The sequence below is a fragment of the Streptomyces olivochromogenes genome, from assembly GCF_021538895.1.
Lineage (GTDB): Bacteria > Actinomycetota > Actinomycetes > Streptomycetales > Streptomycetaceae > Streptomyces > Streptomyces olivochromogenes_A.
The window spans coordinates 16,785-33,136 of record NZ_JADDRL010000102.1 but is presented as its reverse complement, the minus strand read 5'-3'; the positions used below and the strand labels follow the sequence as shown (position 1 = coordinate 33,136).

Annotated in this window: 13 protein-coding genes; 3 read left to right on the top strand and 10 right to left on the bottom strand. The window is 71.7% G+C overall.

The features are described from left to right. Window positions 1-56 precede the first annotated feature (56 nt). Window positions 57-551 (top strand): NUDIX domain-containing protein, encoded by a 495-nt coding sequence (locus tag IPZ69_RS35985; RefSeq protein WP_235458896.1) that lies wholly within the window; start codon window positions 57-59, stop codon window positions 549-551. A gap of 206 nt (window positions 552-757) precedes the next feature. Here IPZ69_RS35985 and IPZ69_RS35980 read toward each other — a convergent pair whose 3' ends face one another. The 3 genes from IPZ69_RS35980 to IPZ69_RS35970 form a co-directional block, all read right to left on the bottom strand. Further along, window positions 758-1,435 (bottom strand): ABC transporter ATP-binding protein, encoded by a 678-nt coding sequence (locus IPZ69_RS35980; protein ID WP_235458895.1) that lies wholly within the window; start codon window positions 1,433-1,435, stop codon window positions 758-760. 43 nt (window positions 1,436-1,478) lie between these two features. Next, window positions 1,479-3,581 carry a hypothetical protein gene (locus IPZ69_RS35975; RefSeq protein ID WP_235458894.1) on the bottom strand — a complete coding sequence of 701 codons (2,103 nt, stop codon included), beginning with the start codon at window positions 3,579-3,581 and terminating at the stop codon, window positions 1,479-1,481. Window positions 3,582-3,771: 190 nt separating this feature from the next. After that, the gene (locus IPZ69_RS35970) at window positions 3,772-4,056 is read right to left on the bottom strand and encodes a lactococcin 972 family bacteriocin (RefSeq protein WP_235458893.1); all 285 of its coding nucleotides are present in this window, start codon (window positions 4,054-4,056) and stop codon (window positions 3,772-3,774) included. A gap of 409 nt (window positions 4,057-4,465) precedes the next feature. Here IPZ69_RS35970 and IPZ69_RS35965 point away from each other — a divergent pair, with 409 nt between their 5' ends. Both IPZ69_RS35965 and IPZ69_RS35960 read left to right on the top strand, forming a co-directional pair. Continuing rightward, window positions 4,466-5,914, top strand: coding sequence for a glycosyltransferase family 39 protein (locus IPZ69_RS35965; RefSeq protein WP_235458898.1), 1,449 nt, complete (start codon window positions 4,466-4,468; stop codon window positions 5,912-5,914). Between the two features lie 104 nt (window positions 5,915-6,018). Continuing rightward, window positions 6,019-6,756, top strand: coding sequence for an SIR2 family NAD-dependent protein deacylase (locus IPZ69_RS35960; protein WP_235458892.1), 738 nt, complete (start codon window positions 6,019-6,021; stop codon window positions 6,754-6,756). 13 nt (window positions 6,757-6,769) lie between these two features. Here the strand turns inward: IPZ69_RS35960 and IPZ69_RS35955 are convergent, their stop codons facing one another. From IPZ69_RS35955 to IPZ69_RS35925, 7 genes are all read right to left on the bottom strand, one after another. Beyond that, window positions 6,770-7,261, bottom strand: a complete 492-nt coding sequence (locus IPZ69_RS35955; protein WP_235458891.1) for a methylated-DNA--[protein]-cysteine S-methyltransferase — start codon at window positions 7,259-7,261, stop codon at window positions 6,770-6,772. A 16-nt stretch (window positions 7,262-7,277) separates the two neighbouring features. Next, window positions 7,278-8,774, bottom strand: coding sequence for an AlkA N-terminal domain-containing protein (locus tag IPZ69_RS35950; RefSeq protein WP_308407577.1), 1,497 nt, complete (start codon window positions 8,772-8,774; stop codon window positions 7,278-7,280). A 65-nt stretch (window positions 8,775-8,839) separates the two neighbouring features. Continuing rightward, window positions 8,840-10,435 (bottom strand): hypothetical protein, encoded by a 1,596-nt coding sequence (locus IPZ69_RS35945; RefSeq protein WP_235458890.1) that lies wholly within the window; start codon window positions 10,433-10,435, stop codon window positions 8,840-8,842. Window positions 10,436-10,469: 34 nt separating this feature from the next. Further along, a complete protein-coding gene (locus tag IPZ69_RS35940) occupies window positions 10,470-12,050 on the bottom strand; it encodes a serine/threonine protein kinase (protein ID WP_235458889.1) in 1,581 nt (526 codons plus the stop codon). Continuing rightward, complete coding sequence (locus IPZ69_RS35935; protein WP_235458888.1) at window positions 12,047-13,774, bottom strand: PqqD family peptide modification chaperone; 1,728 nt, start codon at window positions 13,772-13,774, stop codon at window positions 12,047-12,049. The genes IPZ69_RS35940 and IPZ69_RS35935 overlap by 4 nt, the downstream gene beginning before the upstream one ends. A gap of 35 nt (window positions 13,775-13,809) precedes the next feature. Next, window positions 13,810-15,156: a hypothetical protein gene (locus IPZ69_RS35930; RefSeq protein WP_235458887.1), complete on the bottom strand. Its 1,347-nt coding sequence runs from the start codon at window positions 15,154-15,156 to the stop codon at window positions 13,810-13,812. Between the two features lie 271 nt (window positions 15,157-15,427). After that, window positions 15,428-16,309, bottom strand: a complete 882-nt coding sequence (locus tag IPZ69_RS35925; protein WP_235458886.1) for a methylenetetrahydrofolate reductase — start codon at window positions 16,307-16,309, stop codon at window positions 15,428-15,430. Between the last annotated feature and the right edge of the window lie 43 nt (window positions 16,310-16,352).

Below are 16,352 nucleotides of genomic sequence, written 5' to 3'. Positions count from 1 at the left end.
GTGACGACAGGCCCTAGGGGCCCTTCGGCGTCGCACGGGCTGGTTACTCTTCCCGGGTGACCACCACTCAAGACTTCGCCACGTACATCGCGGGCCTCCCCCGTGTGCTCGCCGGGGCCGCCGCCCTGTTCCGCGACGCCGAGGGCCGGGTGCTGCTCGTCGAGCCCAACTACCGCGAGGGGTGGGCGCTGCCGGGCGGCACCATCGAGTCCGACGACGGGGAGACCCCGCGCCAGGGCGCGCGCCGGGAGACGGCCGAGGAGATCGGCCTCGACCGTGAGCTCGGGCGGCTCCTCGCGGTGGACTGGGTGCACGGCACGGGGCGGCCGCCGCTGGTGGCGTACCTGTACGACGGCGGCGTCCTCGGCGAGGACGACTTCGCGGCGATCAGGCTGCAGGAGGAGGAACTCCTGTCCTGGCGCCTGGTGGCCCGCGAGGACATCACCGACCACCTGCCGGGCGCCCTGGGCCGCCGCGTCCTGGCCGCCCTGAACACCCTGGCGGACGGCTCCGGAACGGCCGAACTGGAAAACGGCCACCGCGCCTCCTGAACCCGGCACCACCGGGCCCGCCCGGTAGTCACCGTCCGCGGCGGCAGCCCTTCACCGGCTCGGGCGTGGCGTCGACGGGAGCGGCGGACGGTGCATTCGCGCCCGAAGCCCGGTTACGTCTCTGGAGCCGGCTGACTCGACGGAGCAGACACGAGGAGGAGGTGGAGAGGCGGCCTCACCGGAGAACCCGAGTTGCAGCGACCGGCCTATGCCCGGGAGCCGACCAGGGATGACTCGTGCACGGCGAACACGGCGTCACACCGATCCCGGACACCGGCATCGTGGGTGGCGATGACCACGGCGCATCCGGCGTCCCTCATCTCCCGCAGGATGTCGACGACAACAGCGCTGTTGGCATCGTCGAGCGCGCCGGTCGGCTCGTCCGCGAGGACCAGGGCCGGCCGCTGGACCATGAGACGGGCCAGCGCCACGCGCTGCTGTTCCCCACCGCTGAGATGGTGGATCATCTCCTTTTCCCGCCCTGCCAGACCGACACGGTCAAGGGCTTCGGCGACGGCCGCACGACACTTGTCCGGGCTCTTGCCCTCGCTCAGCGCCGACCGCCGTGGCTTGACGACCACGTCCAGGTTCTCCACGACCGTCGCGTTCTCGATCAGCGCATAGTGCTGGAACAGGTAGCCGAGGGTGTCGCGGCGGAACCGACGGACATCGCTTCGACCGAATCGGGTGATGTCCTTGTCCTCGTACCGAATGATCCCGGTACTCGGCCTGTCGAGCAGCCCAAGACAGTTGAGGAGGGTCGACTTGCCGGATCCACTCGGTCCCACAAGGGCGAGCATCTCACCGCGATTGATGGTGAGATTGACATTGCGCCACAGGGTCCGGGCGCCGAAGACCTTCGAAAGATTCTCGATATCGATCACAACATACTCCGGCTCGGTGGAAAGGCTTTCGTACCGGCGGGGCTCACGCCTTCGTCGCCCCTTCCTTGACGATGCGACGATGGAAAAATGCGAGGGCGACAAACACGGCGCCCAGCTCGAAGACAACAAGACCGGTGATGACGGTGAGATCCAGCGCAGTGACATGAGCCGCCTGGAAGGGGGCAGGCGCACCGGCCGCCGCGAACTTCTCCAGTTCTTGATTCCGCTGCCACGCCTGAAGAGGAACCCGCGTAGCGAAGACGGCAGCGATGGCCACTTCCACGGCGAGAATAAAACGATGGTTGGCGACATATCTCCAGCCACCGATGTGTCGTGCGAATATACTCTGCGCGTTCTTTCGCGAGTAGATAAGACAGACTCCGACCCCGGCAATGAGGAGTACTATCACGGCAACGACAAGGTTGAAAATCTGTAGACGAAGTTTGTTGACCGAGTTCCGGAGGTCCAGAGCGGTTTTCTGCCCGACTGGACTCACAGAATTGACGTAGTTATAGACCTGTTTCGACTTGATAGCATTGAATACGTTATCAGGGTCGGGGAAAACCACTCCATCCTGAGAGGCGAATGAGGTGTAAGCGTCGTTCGTGAGGAAATGTGAACCATTGGGCACGACGACAAGAACCGGATCGCGCACCAGGGACCTGTCCTCGTCCGCGCTGTGCGCCGAGTTGTAGGCGTAGGTGCCGGTGTTGTAGCCGAAAAGGCGCTGTCCGGTCCTGCTGTTGCGCGCTTCGATCGGGATGTGCCGGCTGAGATCAGGATCAATGATCCTGGAGACCGCCTTGGTGATGGTCGGCGTGCGCGAGGAAAGGGAATCGGGAACGATGACCTGGAGCGGGCGCGAGTCCGGCGCTTTTCCGCTCCGCGCCTCGGAGGTATAACGCCGTCCCGATGGGTCGAGCACCGCCTGCTTACTGAGATACGTGTCGTTGACGATGAGAATCTCGCCGGCCGGCAGCCGCGCGTTCGGGGCGGAGACCTGGAGGTCCCTGCGCCCGGCGACAATCACCTCGCCCCGCCTGTCAGCCTGGCGCAGCCACGGACCGACATGGTCGTTCAACTGGTCCATGTGCATGGCGAAAGCGCCGTTGAGACGGATCGAGACCGCGTCGCCCACGGTGCTGTAGATGTCCCGGTTCTCCTGGCGTGTCAGTACATCCCGGCTCGCGAGGGTGACATCCGTGGCGATGCCGAGAGCGAGCAGCAGCGCGGGGATACGGACGAGGTAGACGCTGATGGACGCCGCTCGCGAAGGCAGTTCGCCCTTGAGGGCGCCCAGTACGTCGACCTTGTACGTCAGGGCCAGGGCGGCCGCGTGCGTGGCCAGCGCCAGGGCGCCGAGCAGGACGGCGATGCCCGCGGCCAGCGAGGCGTACAGCCCCACCCAGGCGAGACCGTTGTAGAAGCCAAGGAAGGCGAGCGCCGCAACCGTGACGGTGGCGACCGCCGCCGACCAGAACACCGCCAGCTGCCGCAGATCGCGAAGCAGGATGCCGGCGAAGGACATGCCCTGCAGCCGAAGGACTCCGTACGCCTTCGCGTTGAGCAGCACGCTCGCGCCGGTCATCGTCAGAACGGCGAGGGCGACCACGCAGAGGGCCCAGTACAGGGGATCGTCCGAGTACTGATCGACCAGTTCCTGGTGCGACAAGGGGTGGGTGACGGCCACGGTCATGCCGAGGTCGTCGAACTCGGCCCGCAGGGCATCGGCCGCCGAGGGTGACCCGAACACGTAGTAGGAACCGCGCGGGTCCTGTTGTCCGATCTCGGAGATCGGATGCACGCGCGTTTCATAGTTCCTGCTGAACTCCGGGTATCCCTTGTCCAGCCATTCCGCCGTCATGGAATGGGGCCCGCCCGGAGCCAGATACAGATGCCGAACCCCGTCGGAGTTCTTCAGATCGGGCACCTCGCGAGCCACCCCGACCGAGTGCTCGACGGAGAACGACGTGATGTCCCGGACGATCTGAGCACTGCTGACGGAATCGTCCGAATCCACCACGTCGATCAGAGCCGAGTTCCCGAGGACCCCGCCCTCGTCCAGGCCCCGCAGGAACAGAAAGGCCAGCACTGCGGAGAAGGCCAGGACGGCGGCGTGGACGAAACGTATACCTCGATGCAGCATGGGATACCTAGGTTGAGGGCGCTCGCTCGGGAGCGCGCGTCCGCGAATTCGGGGTCCGAGAGAAAAGCTGTGGAGACGAGAGAGACTCGCCTCCACAGCCCATAAGCCCATCCGGAAGGCCCAGCCGAGCAGTCGCGAGCGGCGTCACTCGCGGCGGCTGCCTAGGCTTGTCGGGATTCGAACCGGAGGCTTAGCAGTTCGGGTCGTAGTAGTACGACACCGAGCCGTTCAGCCCGGCCGAAGCCAGGGACCACTGGCCCTTGGCCGTGCAGCCGCTGCCGAATACGTGGCCGCCCGTCTTCACCGAAGACGCGTGCTTGTTGTCCGGGTGCTTGTAGTTCGACCACGCGGTGTGGGCGCCCTTGTCGTAGCTCCACTTACCACCGCCGACATCGACAGTGGTGGCCAATGCCGGCGTGGCCGCGGCCACGATGATGGCGGTGGCCGCCAGCGCAGCCTTTACCCCGTTTCGCATGCTCAAGACTGACTCCTAGTCATCTGTTCTGGTCAGAACAGGGATAGATCTTGATCGAGACATTGATCCTGAGCAACCGAATATTCGAGTGACCCAGATCACGGCACAATTCGGCCAGGGAACGCGCGGGTGGATGCCAAAGGGCCTTTCGCGGTTGCGTCAGATATCGCCAATCCTTGACAGCATTTTTCAGCCACAACGCCCAGGGTGTAGCGACATTTTCCGTCTGCATGTACTATCAGCGAGTTCCGAGGCGGCGCATGCAGTGCCCCCTGCCTATTCGGGCAGGATAGATGGCGCTATTCCGCGGCACTTCCGCGCGACCCGAAAGCCGGTCCGGTGGGTCTTGGCCATGTCGACGAACGCCGATTTCAGTTCGTACCGCTACGCCGAGGACCTGACCGCCTTCATGAATCCCCTCATAACCATCGGTCGCCGCCCCCTGCCCATGTGGCCGATCTCCGCGCTGTGGACCGTGGCTCTGGGCCTGTGGGGACTGCCCCGGCAGCACAGTCTGTGGCGGGACGAGGCGGCGACCTGGCAGGTGGCCCAGCGGCCCACCGCCGAGATCTGGCACATGGTGGGACACGTTGACGCCGTACACGGGCTCTACTACCTGCTGATGCACGGACTGTTCGAGTGCTTCGGGCCCGGCGTGACGACGCTGCGGCTGCCCTCCGTACTGGCCATGGCGGTGGCGGCGGCCTGTGTGACCGTCATCGGCCACCGGCTGGCCGGGGTGTGGGCGGGTCTGGGGGGAGGGCTGGCGCTCGGACTGCTTCCGGCGGTGCAGTTCTATCTGCAGGAGGGCCGCTCGTACGCGCTGGTCGCGGCCGGCGCCGCGATCTCGACGCTGCTGCTGGTGACCGTGCTCAAGGGCCGTGACAGAAAGGCACGTTGGGCGGCCTACGGCGGCACGGTCCTGCTGTGCGGGCTGCTGAACTGGCTGTCGCTGATGATCCTGCCGGCGCACGGGGTGACCCTGGTCTGGGCGCGGGCCCGGTACGGAGTGTGGATTCGCTGGGCGGTGGCCTCGGTGGTAGCTGTCGCGGGTGTGCTGCCACTGATCCTCTTCAGCCGGAGCCAGTCCGACCAGATCTCCTGGATACCGCCGCTGACCTGGCACATGCTGATCGGCCCGGCGATTCTGCTGGCGATCGGCGCTCTCGGAGCCCTGCTGGACCGGTCGCGGAAGGGCCGGCTGTCGGTGACGTCGGTGGGGCTGCCCCTGCTCGTGGTGCCTCAGCTCATCCTGATCGGCCTCTCCCTGGTCCAGCCACTGTTCCTGGACCGGTACGTCCTGTTCAGTCTGCTGGGTCTGGCGCTGCTGATCGGTACGGCACTGGGCACGGCGATACGGGCGGCCGCGCCGCGCTTCCCGAGGGCGGCCCCGTGGATCCTCCCCCTGACCGTCGCCGTGGCGATGACGGCACTGCTGCCCCAGTCGCTGGCCAAGCGCTCCGCGGCGAGCCGGGTGGACGACGTGCTGGCCGTGGCGGCGGACGTACGGCGGCTCAAGGAGCCCGGAGACGCGGTCCTCTTCGTACCGGCGGCGCGCCGCGACACCAAGTCGGTCTCCCCGCACGCCTTCGCCGGCCTGGGGGACATCGCGCTGGCCGAGAGCCCGCGGAAGTCCGGAACCCTGAAGGGCGTGGAGGCCGGCCCGGCCCGGATCCGCGCCGCGATGCTGGCCCAGCGGCGGATCCTCCTGGTGACGGACGCAGGGAAGGTCGCGAGACCGGTGTCGGCGAAGCGGGACCAGATGAAGACCTGGGTACTGAAGGAGTACTTCACGCCGGTGGCGGACGAGCAGGTCCGGGGCCGCAGGGTGACGGTGTACCGACGCAACGACACATGAACCGCGGCCGTCCGGCGGAGCCGTCAGGTGAGGGGCACGCCCCGGTATCCGCTCGCTCCGATATCCGCTCGCTCCGAGCAGGCACACGTCCTACTCTCGGGCCTATGAACAGGCCACTCGTCGCCATCCTCAGTGGCGCAGGGATCTCCACCGATTCCGGCATCCCTGACTACCGCGGTCCCAACGGGCTGTGGCGGAAGGATCCCGAGGCCGAGAAGCTCGTGACGTACGAGTACTACATGGGCGATCCGGAGATCCGGCGGCGGTCGTGGCAGATGCGGCGCAGGAACCGGACGCTGAAGGCCGAGCCGAACGCCGCGCACCGGGCCGTCGCCGAGCTGGAGAAGTCCGGGATCCCGGTCCGGGTGATCACCCAGAACGTGGACGGGCTGCACCAGCTCGCCGGTCTGTCGGCCCGCAAGGTGCTGGAACTGCACGGCACCGCACGGCAGTTCGTGTGCACCCAGTGCCATGCCCGGGGGCCCATGGAGGACGCGCTCGCGCGGGTCGAGGCCGGGGAGGAGGACCCCTCGTGCCTGGAGTGCGGCGGGATCCTCAAGTCGGCCACCGTCATGTTCGGCCAGCGGCTCGATCCCGTGGTCCTCGGTGAGGCCCTCGCGATCACCAAGGCCTGCACGGTGTTCATCGCCGTCGGCAGCAGCCTCCAGGTCCAGCCCGCCGCCGGCCTCGCCGGTGTCGCCGCCGACCACGGCGCCCGGCTGATCATCGTCAACGCCGAGCCGACGCCGTACGACGACCGCGCCCAGGAGGTCGTGCGCGAGCCGATCGGCACGGCGCTGCCGGCGCTGCTGTCCCAACTGTCCGCGGAGTACGCCGCATAGAGCCCGGCAGGGGCTAGAACAGTGCCGTACCCCGCTCGAAGTCCAGCAGGCGGCGCTTGCGGTCCAGGCCGCCGCCGTAGCCGATGAGGCTGCCCGTGGAGCCGATGACCCGGTGGCAGGGCACGATGATGCCGACCGGGTTGCGGCCGTTGGCGAGGCCGACGGCGCGGGAAGCGTTGGGATTGCCCAGGGACTCGGCGAGTTCGCCGTAGGTCCGGGTCTCACCGTACGGGATCTTCGTCAGCCCCTCCCAGACGCGGCGCTGGAACGGCGTGCCGTCCAGGCGCAGTTCGAGGCCGAACTCCGTCAACTCGCCCGCGAAATAGGCCGCCAGCTGCTCCTCGGCCGCGGCGAACGGGGTGTCGTCGCGCTCGCCGAAGGTCTCCTCGGGCGGGCGGTGGCGCTGGTCGGTCATGTAGAGGCGGCACAGGACGCCGTCGTCGGCGACGAGGGTCAGGGGGCCGTACGGACTGTCGGTGACGGTGTGCTGTTTCGTCGGGCTCATCGGGTGTCCTACGTCCTTACACGGGCAGGAAGTTGATCGGGTGGCTGTCGGTCGCCCAGAGGTACTGGACCGCGTACGCCCGCCAGGGCTGCCAGGCAGCCGCGCGGGCGGTGAGCGCGGCCGGGGTCGAGGGCAGGCCCAGCTCCTGGGCGGCCCGACGGATGCCGAGGTCGGTGGCGAGGAACGCGTCGGGGTCGCCGAGCGCGCGCATGGCGATGACGTCCACCGTCCAGGGACCGAAGCCGGGCAGCGACAGCAGCTGGGCGCGGGACTGTGCCCAGTCGCTCTCCACGCCCAGGTGAAGGGTGCCGTCGGCCAGCCGACCGACCAGTGTGGTGAACGTGGCCCGGCGGGTGCGCGGCATCGCCAGCCGCTCCGGGTCGAGGCCGGCGAGCGCCTCCGGTGCCGGGAAGAGGTGGGTCAGACCGCCCTCCGGATCGTCCACCTGCTTGCCGTGCGCGGTGACCAGGCGGGCGGCGTGGGTACGGGCGGCGGCCGTGGAGACCTGCTGGCCGAGCACCGCGCGCACCGCGAACTCGGCCTCGTCGACGGTACGCGGCACACGCCGGCCCGGCGCCTTGTCGACCAGCGGCGCGAGGAGCGGGTCCGTGCGCAGCTGGTCGTCGACGGCGACCGGGTCGGCGTCGAGGTCGAGCAGGCGACGGCAGCGGCTGATGGCGACGGTGAGGTCGCGCAGGTCGCTGAGGGTGAGACGGCAGGCGATGTGGTCGGGCCGGGGGGTCAGGGCCACGATGCCGTGGCCGTACGGCAGGCGCAGCGTCCGCCGGTAGGCGCCGTCCCGCCACTCCTCCACCCCCGGTACGGCGGTCGCCGCCAGGTGCCCGAAGAGGTTGTCGGGGTTGAGCGGGGCGCGGAAGGGGAGGCGCAGGGACAGCGTCCCCGGGGTGGTGCTCGGGGTGGTGCTCGGGGCGGACCGCCGCGGGACCCGGCTGCGCAGTTCGCTCGGGGAGAGGGCGAAGACCTCGCGCACGGTGTCGTTGAAGGTGCGGATCGAGGAGAAGCCGGCCGCGAAGGCGATCTCGGCCATCGGCAGCGGGGTCGTCTCGACGAGGAGCCGGGCGGTCTGGGCGCGCTGGGCGCGGGCGAGCGCGAGGGGGCCGGCGCCGAGCTCGGCGAGCAGCTGGCGTTCGACCTGGCGGGTGCTGTAGCCGAGGCGGGCGGCGAGTCCGGGCACGCCCTCGCGGTCGACCACGCCGTCGGCGATCAACCGCATCGCACGGGCCACCAGGTCGGCGCGCTGGTTCCACTCCGGGGAGCCGGGGCTGGTGTCGGGCCGGCAGCGCTTGCAGGCCCGGAAGCCGGCCTGCTGGCAGGCGGCCGCGCTCGGGTAGAACGTCATGTTCTCGGGCTTGGGGGGTACGACGGGGCAGCTGGGCCGGCAGTAGATGCGAGTCGTCAGGACGGCCGTGAAGAACCATCCGTCGAACCGCGCGTCCTTGGACTGCACGGCACGTACACAGCGCTCCCGTTCGAGGTGCATCCCTGTCTGCATGCGTCCAGCATCGACCACGGGCGGGGACGGCCGCTGGCGAGAATCCGACACGTAGGTCGCCGGGCTCAGGAGCAGACGTAGGTGAAGGTCGCCTCCCCCTCGACCGGGGTCCGCTGGTGCGCGACGCGCAGACGGGCGGTGCCGTGGAAGGTGCCGGGGCCGCGGACCGTCCAGCGCAGGTGCACGGTGACCCGGCGTTCGCCGCTGTGGGCCGTACGGACCAGCTCGCCGGTGTCCTGGCCGTCGCTGCGCAGCCAGCGGTAGGTCACGGGGCCGCCGCGGCCGTCGGTACGCACCACGCCGACCATGTCGGCGGTCTGACCGCAGTGCAACTTCCCGGTGGGTGCCTGGACTTCGACGGCGGTGACGGTGGGGGCGGGGTCCGGACGCAGCAGCAGCCACAGCAGGACGGCCACGACGGTCAGGAGGGCGGTCGTGGCGATCCAGCCCCGGCGTCTTCGCCGCTCGCGCGGGTCGGGCGGCGGGGCCGCGGCGCTCCACCGGCCCCGGAGCGCCTCCTGCCCCTCGACGGGAACACCCGGACCGAACCGCAGCAGAATCTCGTCGGCGTCCGCTCCGGCGGGGGCCGGTACGAGGTCGTGCTGTTCCGGTGCGGGGTGGACGGGCCGGGTCCGGTGACGCTTGCCGAGGACGGTGGCCTGCTCGTCCGGGAGGGCGGGGTCGGGGGTACGGGCGCGACGGGCGCGGCTGGGCATGGTGAGCTGCGCGCCGGCCGGGGCGCCCTGGTCCGCCGCGGGGACGAGGACGGTGGGGTCGGGGCCCGCGGCCCCCGGACCCCGGTCCTCGGGATGGTCGCCCTGGACCGGCGCTCCCGGTTCATCCGCCACCCGTTCATCCGCCACCGGCTCAACCGCCGTCGGCTCAACCGCCACCGGCTCAACCACTGTCGGCCCCGCGGTCAGCTCCGGTGTCGTCGCCGTCACCGCCGCGCGCAGGGCCGTACGGCGCAGGAAGTCCGCCGGGAGCGCCGCGCGGCCGGCCACCAGTGCGTCCCGGGCCGCCGCGAGGCCCTCGGACTCGGCGGTGGCGGAGCAGCGGGCGAAGAGGTCGGCCGCGGGAGTGCCGGCGCCCGTCCACGCGTCGGCGAGGGTGCGGGCCAGGGCGGCCCAGGCCAGGACGTCGGCCTCGCGCCCGGCGGCGGCCCGCGCGTCGCCGAGGACCCTGCCCAGCGCGGACTCGGCGAGCAGGGCGACGCCGTCCGGTGCGCAGACGACGGTGTCCGTGCCCAGCGCCCCGTGGGTGAGGCCGGCCGCGTGCAGGGCGAGCAGCGTCTGCGCGGACTCGTTGAGCACGCTGGCCACGCTGCCCGCGTCCGGGCCGGTGGCAGCGCCGGTGGCGTCCAGCAGGTCGGCCACCGTGGGTACCGGTGGGCGGCTGGTGAGCAGCCACACCTCCCCGGCCTCCGCGACGAGGTCGACCGTGCCGAGGACGCCGGGCAGGCGGAGCCTGGCCACGGCGAGTACCGCGGCGGCCAGCCGCTCGCGCGTGCCCTCCGGGGCGAGCAGGGCGCGGTCGACGCGCAGCGCGCCGAGCGCGGGGTCGCCGGACCGGGCCGGCAGCAGCGCGTGCCAGGTGCCGTGGCGCGTGTCCCGCGACCAGCCCGACAGGGGTCGCCCGGCGACCGTGGTGACTGTCGTCATGTCGATCCGTTCTCGTTCCGGCTCGGTACGGCGCTCAGCACGGCGGTGCGTCGAGCGAGGCCGTCCGGGGCCCGCCGGCGGGCGCCGGGGTGCTGGTGAGGGAGACGATCCAGGTGCCCCGGCACGGGTGGTTCGAGAAGTCGGCCGTGAAGGTCACCGGGTAGTGCGTGCTGCCGGACAGCGGCTGCGTCTGGCTGCCGTAGGGATCGGCGGGCGTGTCGACGTAGAAGTCGGCGGTGACCGTCAGGGGCCCGGTGCCGGTGGTGTCGACGGTGGCCTGGGCGATCAGCGTGCCCGGGGCCGACCCGCGCTGCCAGGAGCCGATGGTGATCGTGATGGTGCCGGGCGAGTCCGTGGGCGTGGTCGCGACGGTGCTCGGGGTCGTCGGCGTGGGTGACTCCACCGGCGCGGCGGTGCTCTCGGAGGGCGTGGTCGTCGGGCTCTCGGAGGGCGTGCCGGAGGACGGGGCACCGGTCGTGGGCGGCGCGGAGGTCGGCGTCGCGGCCGCCGAGGTGCCGAGCGTGCCGGACGGCAGGGGCGCGCCGGAGACCGACGGCACCGAACTGGCCGCCGTCGTCGCGGTGTCGTGCGGCCGGGCCGTCGCGGACGTCACCCCGCCGGCGACGACCGCCAGCGCGGCGGCCCCCGCCGCGGCCTTCCAGCCACCGCGCTTCACCCGGCCCAGCAGGGTCAGGGCCCGCGCCGACCCGTCGAGCGTGGCCGTGGCGGTGAACGGGAACAACAGCGCCAGCAGCGCGGCGAGTTCGGCGAGCCGGCGCCGTCCGCGCTCCTCCCAGTCGGCGCCGTACCCCTCGACGGCGGACCGTTCGAGGTCGGCGAGGAACTCCTCGACACCGGGCCGCTCGGCCGGGTCCTTGGCCAGGCCCTCGCGCAGCAGCCCCTGGACCGGCGCGGGTACGTCGTCCAGCGTGACGGGGGCGCGCAGGTGCTGGAGCCGCAGCGCCGTCACGTCGTCGCCGGGGAACGGCCGCCGTCCGGTCAGGCACTCGAAGAACACCGCCGCGGCGGCGTACACGTCGCCGGCCGGTCCGGCGGGTTCGCCGCGCCACTGCTCGGGCGGCATGTAGGCGGGGGTGCCGGCGGCCTCGGTCTCGCGTCCGGTGCGGACGGCGATGCCGAAGTCGGCGAGCGCGCTGGTGCCGTCGGCGCGGACCAGGACGTTCTCCGGCTTGTAGTCGCGGTGGACCACCCCGGCCGCGTGGGCCGCGCCGAGCCCCAGCAGGGAGCCCTTGAGCAGGACGAGGGCGGCCTCGGGGCCGATCGACCCGTGCCGGCGCAGCAGCGCGCGCAGGCTGACGCCGTCCACGGCCTCCATGACGATCGCGGCGCCACGGCGCGCCTCGACGTACTCGTACAACGCCACCACGCACGGGTGCCGCAACTCGCCCAGCAGCCGGGCCTCGGCGCGGAAGCGGGCGACGAACTCACGGTCGTCCCGCAGGCGCAGGCTCAGGTACTTGATCGCGACGGGTACGCCGGTAGCGGTGTGCCGGGCCAGGACGACCCGGCCTCCGGCGCCCTCGCCGAGGACGCGTACGGCCTGGTAGCCGGGCACGGTCCACTCGGATTCCGTGCCCGGCGTGTGCTGTGTCATGCCGTCCCCTCCACGGCCGTGGCGACCGCCGCCGCCGGCTGCCCGGCCTTGTCCTGCCGGCGCCGCACGCGCCGTATCAGCCAGCGCACCGGCGCGACCCACACGGGGAACGCGACCAGGGCGACCACGGCCCCCTCGATCACCGCGTCCCACGGCGCGGCCACCCGCCCCGCCAGCAGGTCGCCGATCCGGGAGTGCCAGGCCAGCAGGGCGAGGACCAGGAAGCCGTAGGTGCCGACGACGATCGCGAGGCCGTAGGCGGCCATGCCCGCCTGGCGCGGTCCGGGCCGCTTGCCCGCGCGCAGGTCCTGCCAGAGCCCCTTGCGGAAGTAGGCGCTCGCCTCCTCGCGCAGCCGCGGCACGCGCAGCGCGTCGGTGAGGGCCTGGTAACCGTCCAGCGGCATCAGGGGGTTGAAGTTGTAGAGGGTGTTCAGGTACAGCCCGAAGGCGAGGTGGAAGAGGACGGCCGAGGCCGGTCCGGCGGGCAGGAGGGCCGCTCCCGTCGCGCACCAGCCGGCCAGGGCGGCCGTGGACAGCGGACCGGACAGCGCCACCACGACCCGCGACCAGCGCGTGCCGAACCACATGTCGCTGGTGTCCACGAACGCGAACGGCATGCCCATCATGAGCAGGAAGCCGCCGCGCCGGACCTTGCGGCCGTACGACTTCACGGCCAGGGCGTGCGTCAACTCGTGGACCACGAGGGCGGATATGTATCCGGCGGCGAGCAGCACCGGGCCCCAGACGCCCGCCCCGCCGAAGTCCAGCAGGTGCTGCCTGCCCTGTGCGACGAAGAACGCGCCGAGGCCGCCGACCAGCGACAGCCAGACCAGCGTCACGCCGGTCCGGGTGAAGAACCGCCAGCCGAAGGCGTGGTAGACGCGGGTGACGACCCGGTCCAGGCCGGGCACCGAGACCTCCAGCTTCAGCAGCGCCCGGTACAGGGCCCGCCCCGCCCGGCGCCAGCCCTTGAGCTCCGCCTCCTCCGAGCGCCCGGGCAGGCCGCGCAGCAGTCCCGCGGTCGCGAAGGCGGCCAGCGCGGCCTCGATCCGGGGCAGGGCCAGCTCGCCGTAGCGGTCGGCGTAGGCGAACAGCAGGTCCCGTACGGTGTTCTCGCCGTCGACGGCGTGCCAGAGGAAGACCTCGCGCTCGTCCAGCTCCAGGTACACGCCGGTGCGGGTGTTGTTCAGCACCCAGCGGGCCTCGCCGCGGTCGGAGGGCACCTGTTTGAGCGCCCAGCCTGAACGGCGGCGGGGGCGCGCGGTGAGCGGCCCGTTCGCCTCCGGCGCCTCCTCCTGTACGGCGGTGGGGAGTTGGGTGAGCTGCGTGCCGACGACCTGGGTGCGCTGGCCGATGTGGGCCTCGCGGGGCTGCTCGAACAGCAGGCGTACGTCGCCGACGGACAGCTCGGTGCCGTCGGCGAGGTGGGCCGCGCCGCCGTGCAGGTCGACGCCGGCCACGGCGGTGCCGTTGAACGAGTCCAGGTCCTCGACCCGGAAGCCCGACTCGGTGCGGACGATCCGGGCGTGGCTGCGGGACACGCTGGCGTCGGCCAGGACCACGTCGTTGTCCGCGCCCCGGCCCAGCGTGGTGACCGGGCCGGTGAGCGGGACGAGCAGGTCCGGGTCGTCGAGGCCGCGCAGGTGCGGCGCGGCGTACGACGTCGCTGCCGCACCGCGGCGGAGCGTGCCGCAGTGCAGGCAGTACGGGAAGTCGCGCCGCACGTGGACGCGACAGGCGTGGCAGAGCATGGGACGGGTCAGCCCGCGCCGGAGCCGCTGATGAACGTCCCGTCGGAGAACCCGCCGTCCGTGTCGGCGCCGGGCGCGGAGGGCGACAGGTGCGTGGCGACGTCGCCGATGCCGGAGGCACCGGGGAGGTTCACGCCGCCGCGCACGGTCTCGGAGCCTCCGATGGTCACACGGCCACGGCCGCCGTTCTCGCCGTCGCCGGGTTCGCCACCGCCGCCCTGGGGACGGTCGCCGTTCTCACCGCTGCCGCCGCTTTCGCCGCCACCGCCTTCGCCGCCACCGTGGCCGCTGCCGCCGGAGGGACGGTCACCGTTCTCACCACTGCCGCCGCCTTCACCGCCGCCGCCACCGGAGCCGCCGCCCTCACCACCACCGTCACCGCCACCGTGACCACCACCACCGGAAGGACGGTCACCGTTCTCACCGCTCCCACCGCCCTCACCGCCACCGCCACCACCGGAGCCGCCGCCCTCACCACCACCGCCGGAGCCGCCGCCCTCGCCGCCACCGTGGCCGTCGCCCTCGTCACGGTCGAAGATGCCGCCGTGTCCGAAGTGACCGGCGTCGCCGCCGCCGTCTGCGCCACCGCCGAATCCACCGAAGCCGCCGCCGTGACCGCCGCCGAAGGAACCGTCACCGCCGCCGTGCCCACCGAGGCCGCCGCCGAAGTCGCCCCCGGAACCGAACCCGCCGTCGCCGAACCCACCGTCGCCGAAGCCACCGGCGCCCCCGCCGGCACCGCCGTCACCGAAACCGCCGAAGCCACCGTCCGCGCCGCCGAAGCCGCCCTCGGTGCCGCCGAAACCACCGTCCGCACCACCGAAGCCACCCTCGGCACCACCGCCGAAGCCGCCCTCCGCACCGCCGGTGTGGTCGCCGAACCCGCCGAAGTCACCGAAGCCGCCGCCGAACTCGCCGAGGCCTCCGCCCACCTCACCCGGCGACTGGATCAGCTCGCCGCCCAGCAGGCTCTGGGCGTCCGTCGACGGTGTGCCGAGGCCGAGGGCGCTCTCGTGGCCGGCGCCGGCGGGACCGGACAGCTCCGCCGCGTGGTCGACGCCGGCGTGGTCCGCGGGCAGGTGGTCGCCGGACACGTGGTCGACCGGCATGTCGTGGTGCGCGAGCGAATGGGCCGCGCTCCCGAAGAACAGGGACGACTTGGACAGTCGTGGGTCGAGTGCGGCCGGTCCCCCGTCCGTGCCGGACTCGACGCGCAGGGAACGCAGTTCGGCCACCTGCGCGGGCGTGAGGCCGAGTCTTCGGGCCACCTCGTCGGTGTCACCGTCGAGCTCGGCTCTGAAGGCCGGGTCGACGGCGAGGCGGGTCATGGCATCGCGAAAGGCGTGGTCGGTCATGTCGTCGGGTCTCCGTGGGTCTGCGGTCTGCTGGTGCCGAGCCCGGCGGAGCTGAGGATCCCCCCTGGTCGGCGGCAACTGCCCATTCCGGCCATCCCCACCGATGCCTGCAGGGACGGTTATAGGGGTCATGACATGAACTGCGCAAGGCCGGGAGCCGGGAGCTTTGCGTGCATATGACACAGGGACGGTCGACCGCGACCCGTCCGTACCCGGTCGGACACGACCGGCTACGAGCGGCTACGAGCGGCCACGGCCGGTCGGCGGACGGTCACGCTGCGGCGGGGCGGCCTTCCGTCCGGTACCGGGCGATCCACTCCGACGTGGCCCGCAGCCCGCCGAAGGTGTAGAAGTGCACCTTCAGGTCGCCGTGGCGACGCGGGTCGTACGCATGGGCCAGCGCGTGCAGGAAGCGGTCGGGGCCGGCCGTACCCACGAGGTTGGTCAGCGAGAACCCGTACTTGCGGGCGATGGAGGCGCTGGTGCCGACGCCGAAGCGGGCCGCGTAGCCCAGCAGGCGGCGCACGCCGGCGGGTCCGGGCACACCGATCCGGATCGGCAGGTCCACGCCCCGGGAGCGCACCGCCTCGACCCAGGTGAGCACCGGGTCGACGTCGAAGCCGAACTGGGTGATGACGTCGCCCGCGAGCCGCTCGGTGCCGAGGACGGCGTGCTTGTCGGTGAGGGCGGACCACAGGGACCGCTCGGTGATGGCGGGGTGGCCCTCCGGGTAGCCGCTGATGCCGACGTGGCGGACGCCGTAGCGCTGGAGCAGCCCGGTGCGCAGGACGGCCAGGGCGTCCTCGTAGGGGCCCTCGGGGCGGGCGGGGTCGCCGCCCACGACGAACACGTTCTCGGCGGTGCCGTCGGCCGCCAGGGCGGCCAGGAACCGTTCGAGGTCGTCGTGGGAGGGGAGGCGGCGGGCCGAGATGTGCGGGACGGGGACGAAGCCCAGGCGCCTGACCGCGCGGGCGGCGTCCAGGCGCGTCGCCAGGTCCTCGTTGCCGAGGAAGGTGACGTTGATGCGGGTGCCCCGCGGGATCGTGGCGTGGGCCTCTTCGAGCTTCGGTACGTCCTTGCCGGTCATCTCCAGGGAGAAGTCGTCCAGCAGGGAGGCGACCGGCGCGGTCGGGGCCGTGGGACCCGGGTTCATCGTGCTCCTCAGTCTCGGGCCGTCCGGGCCCCGGCCGATGATG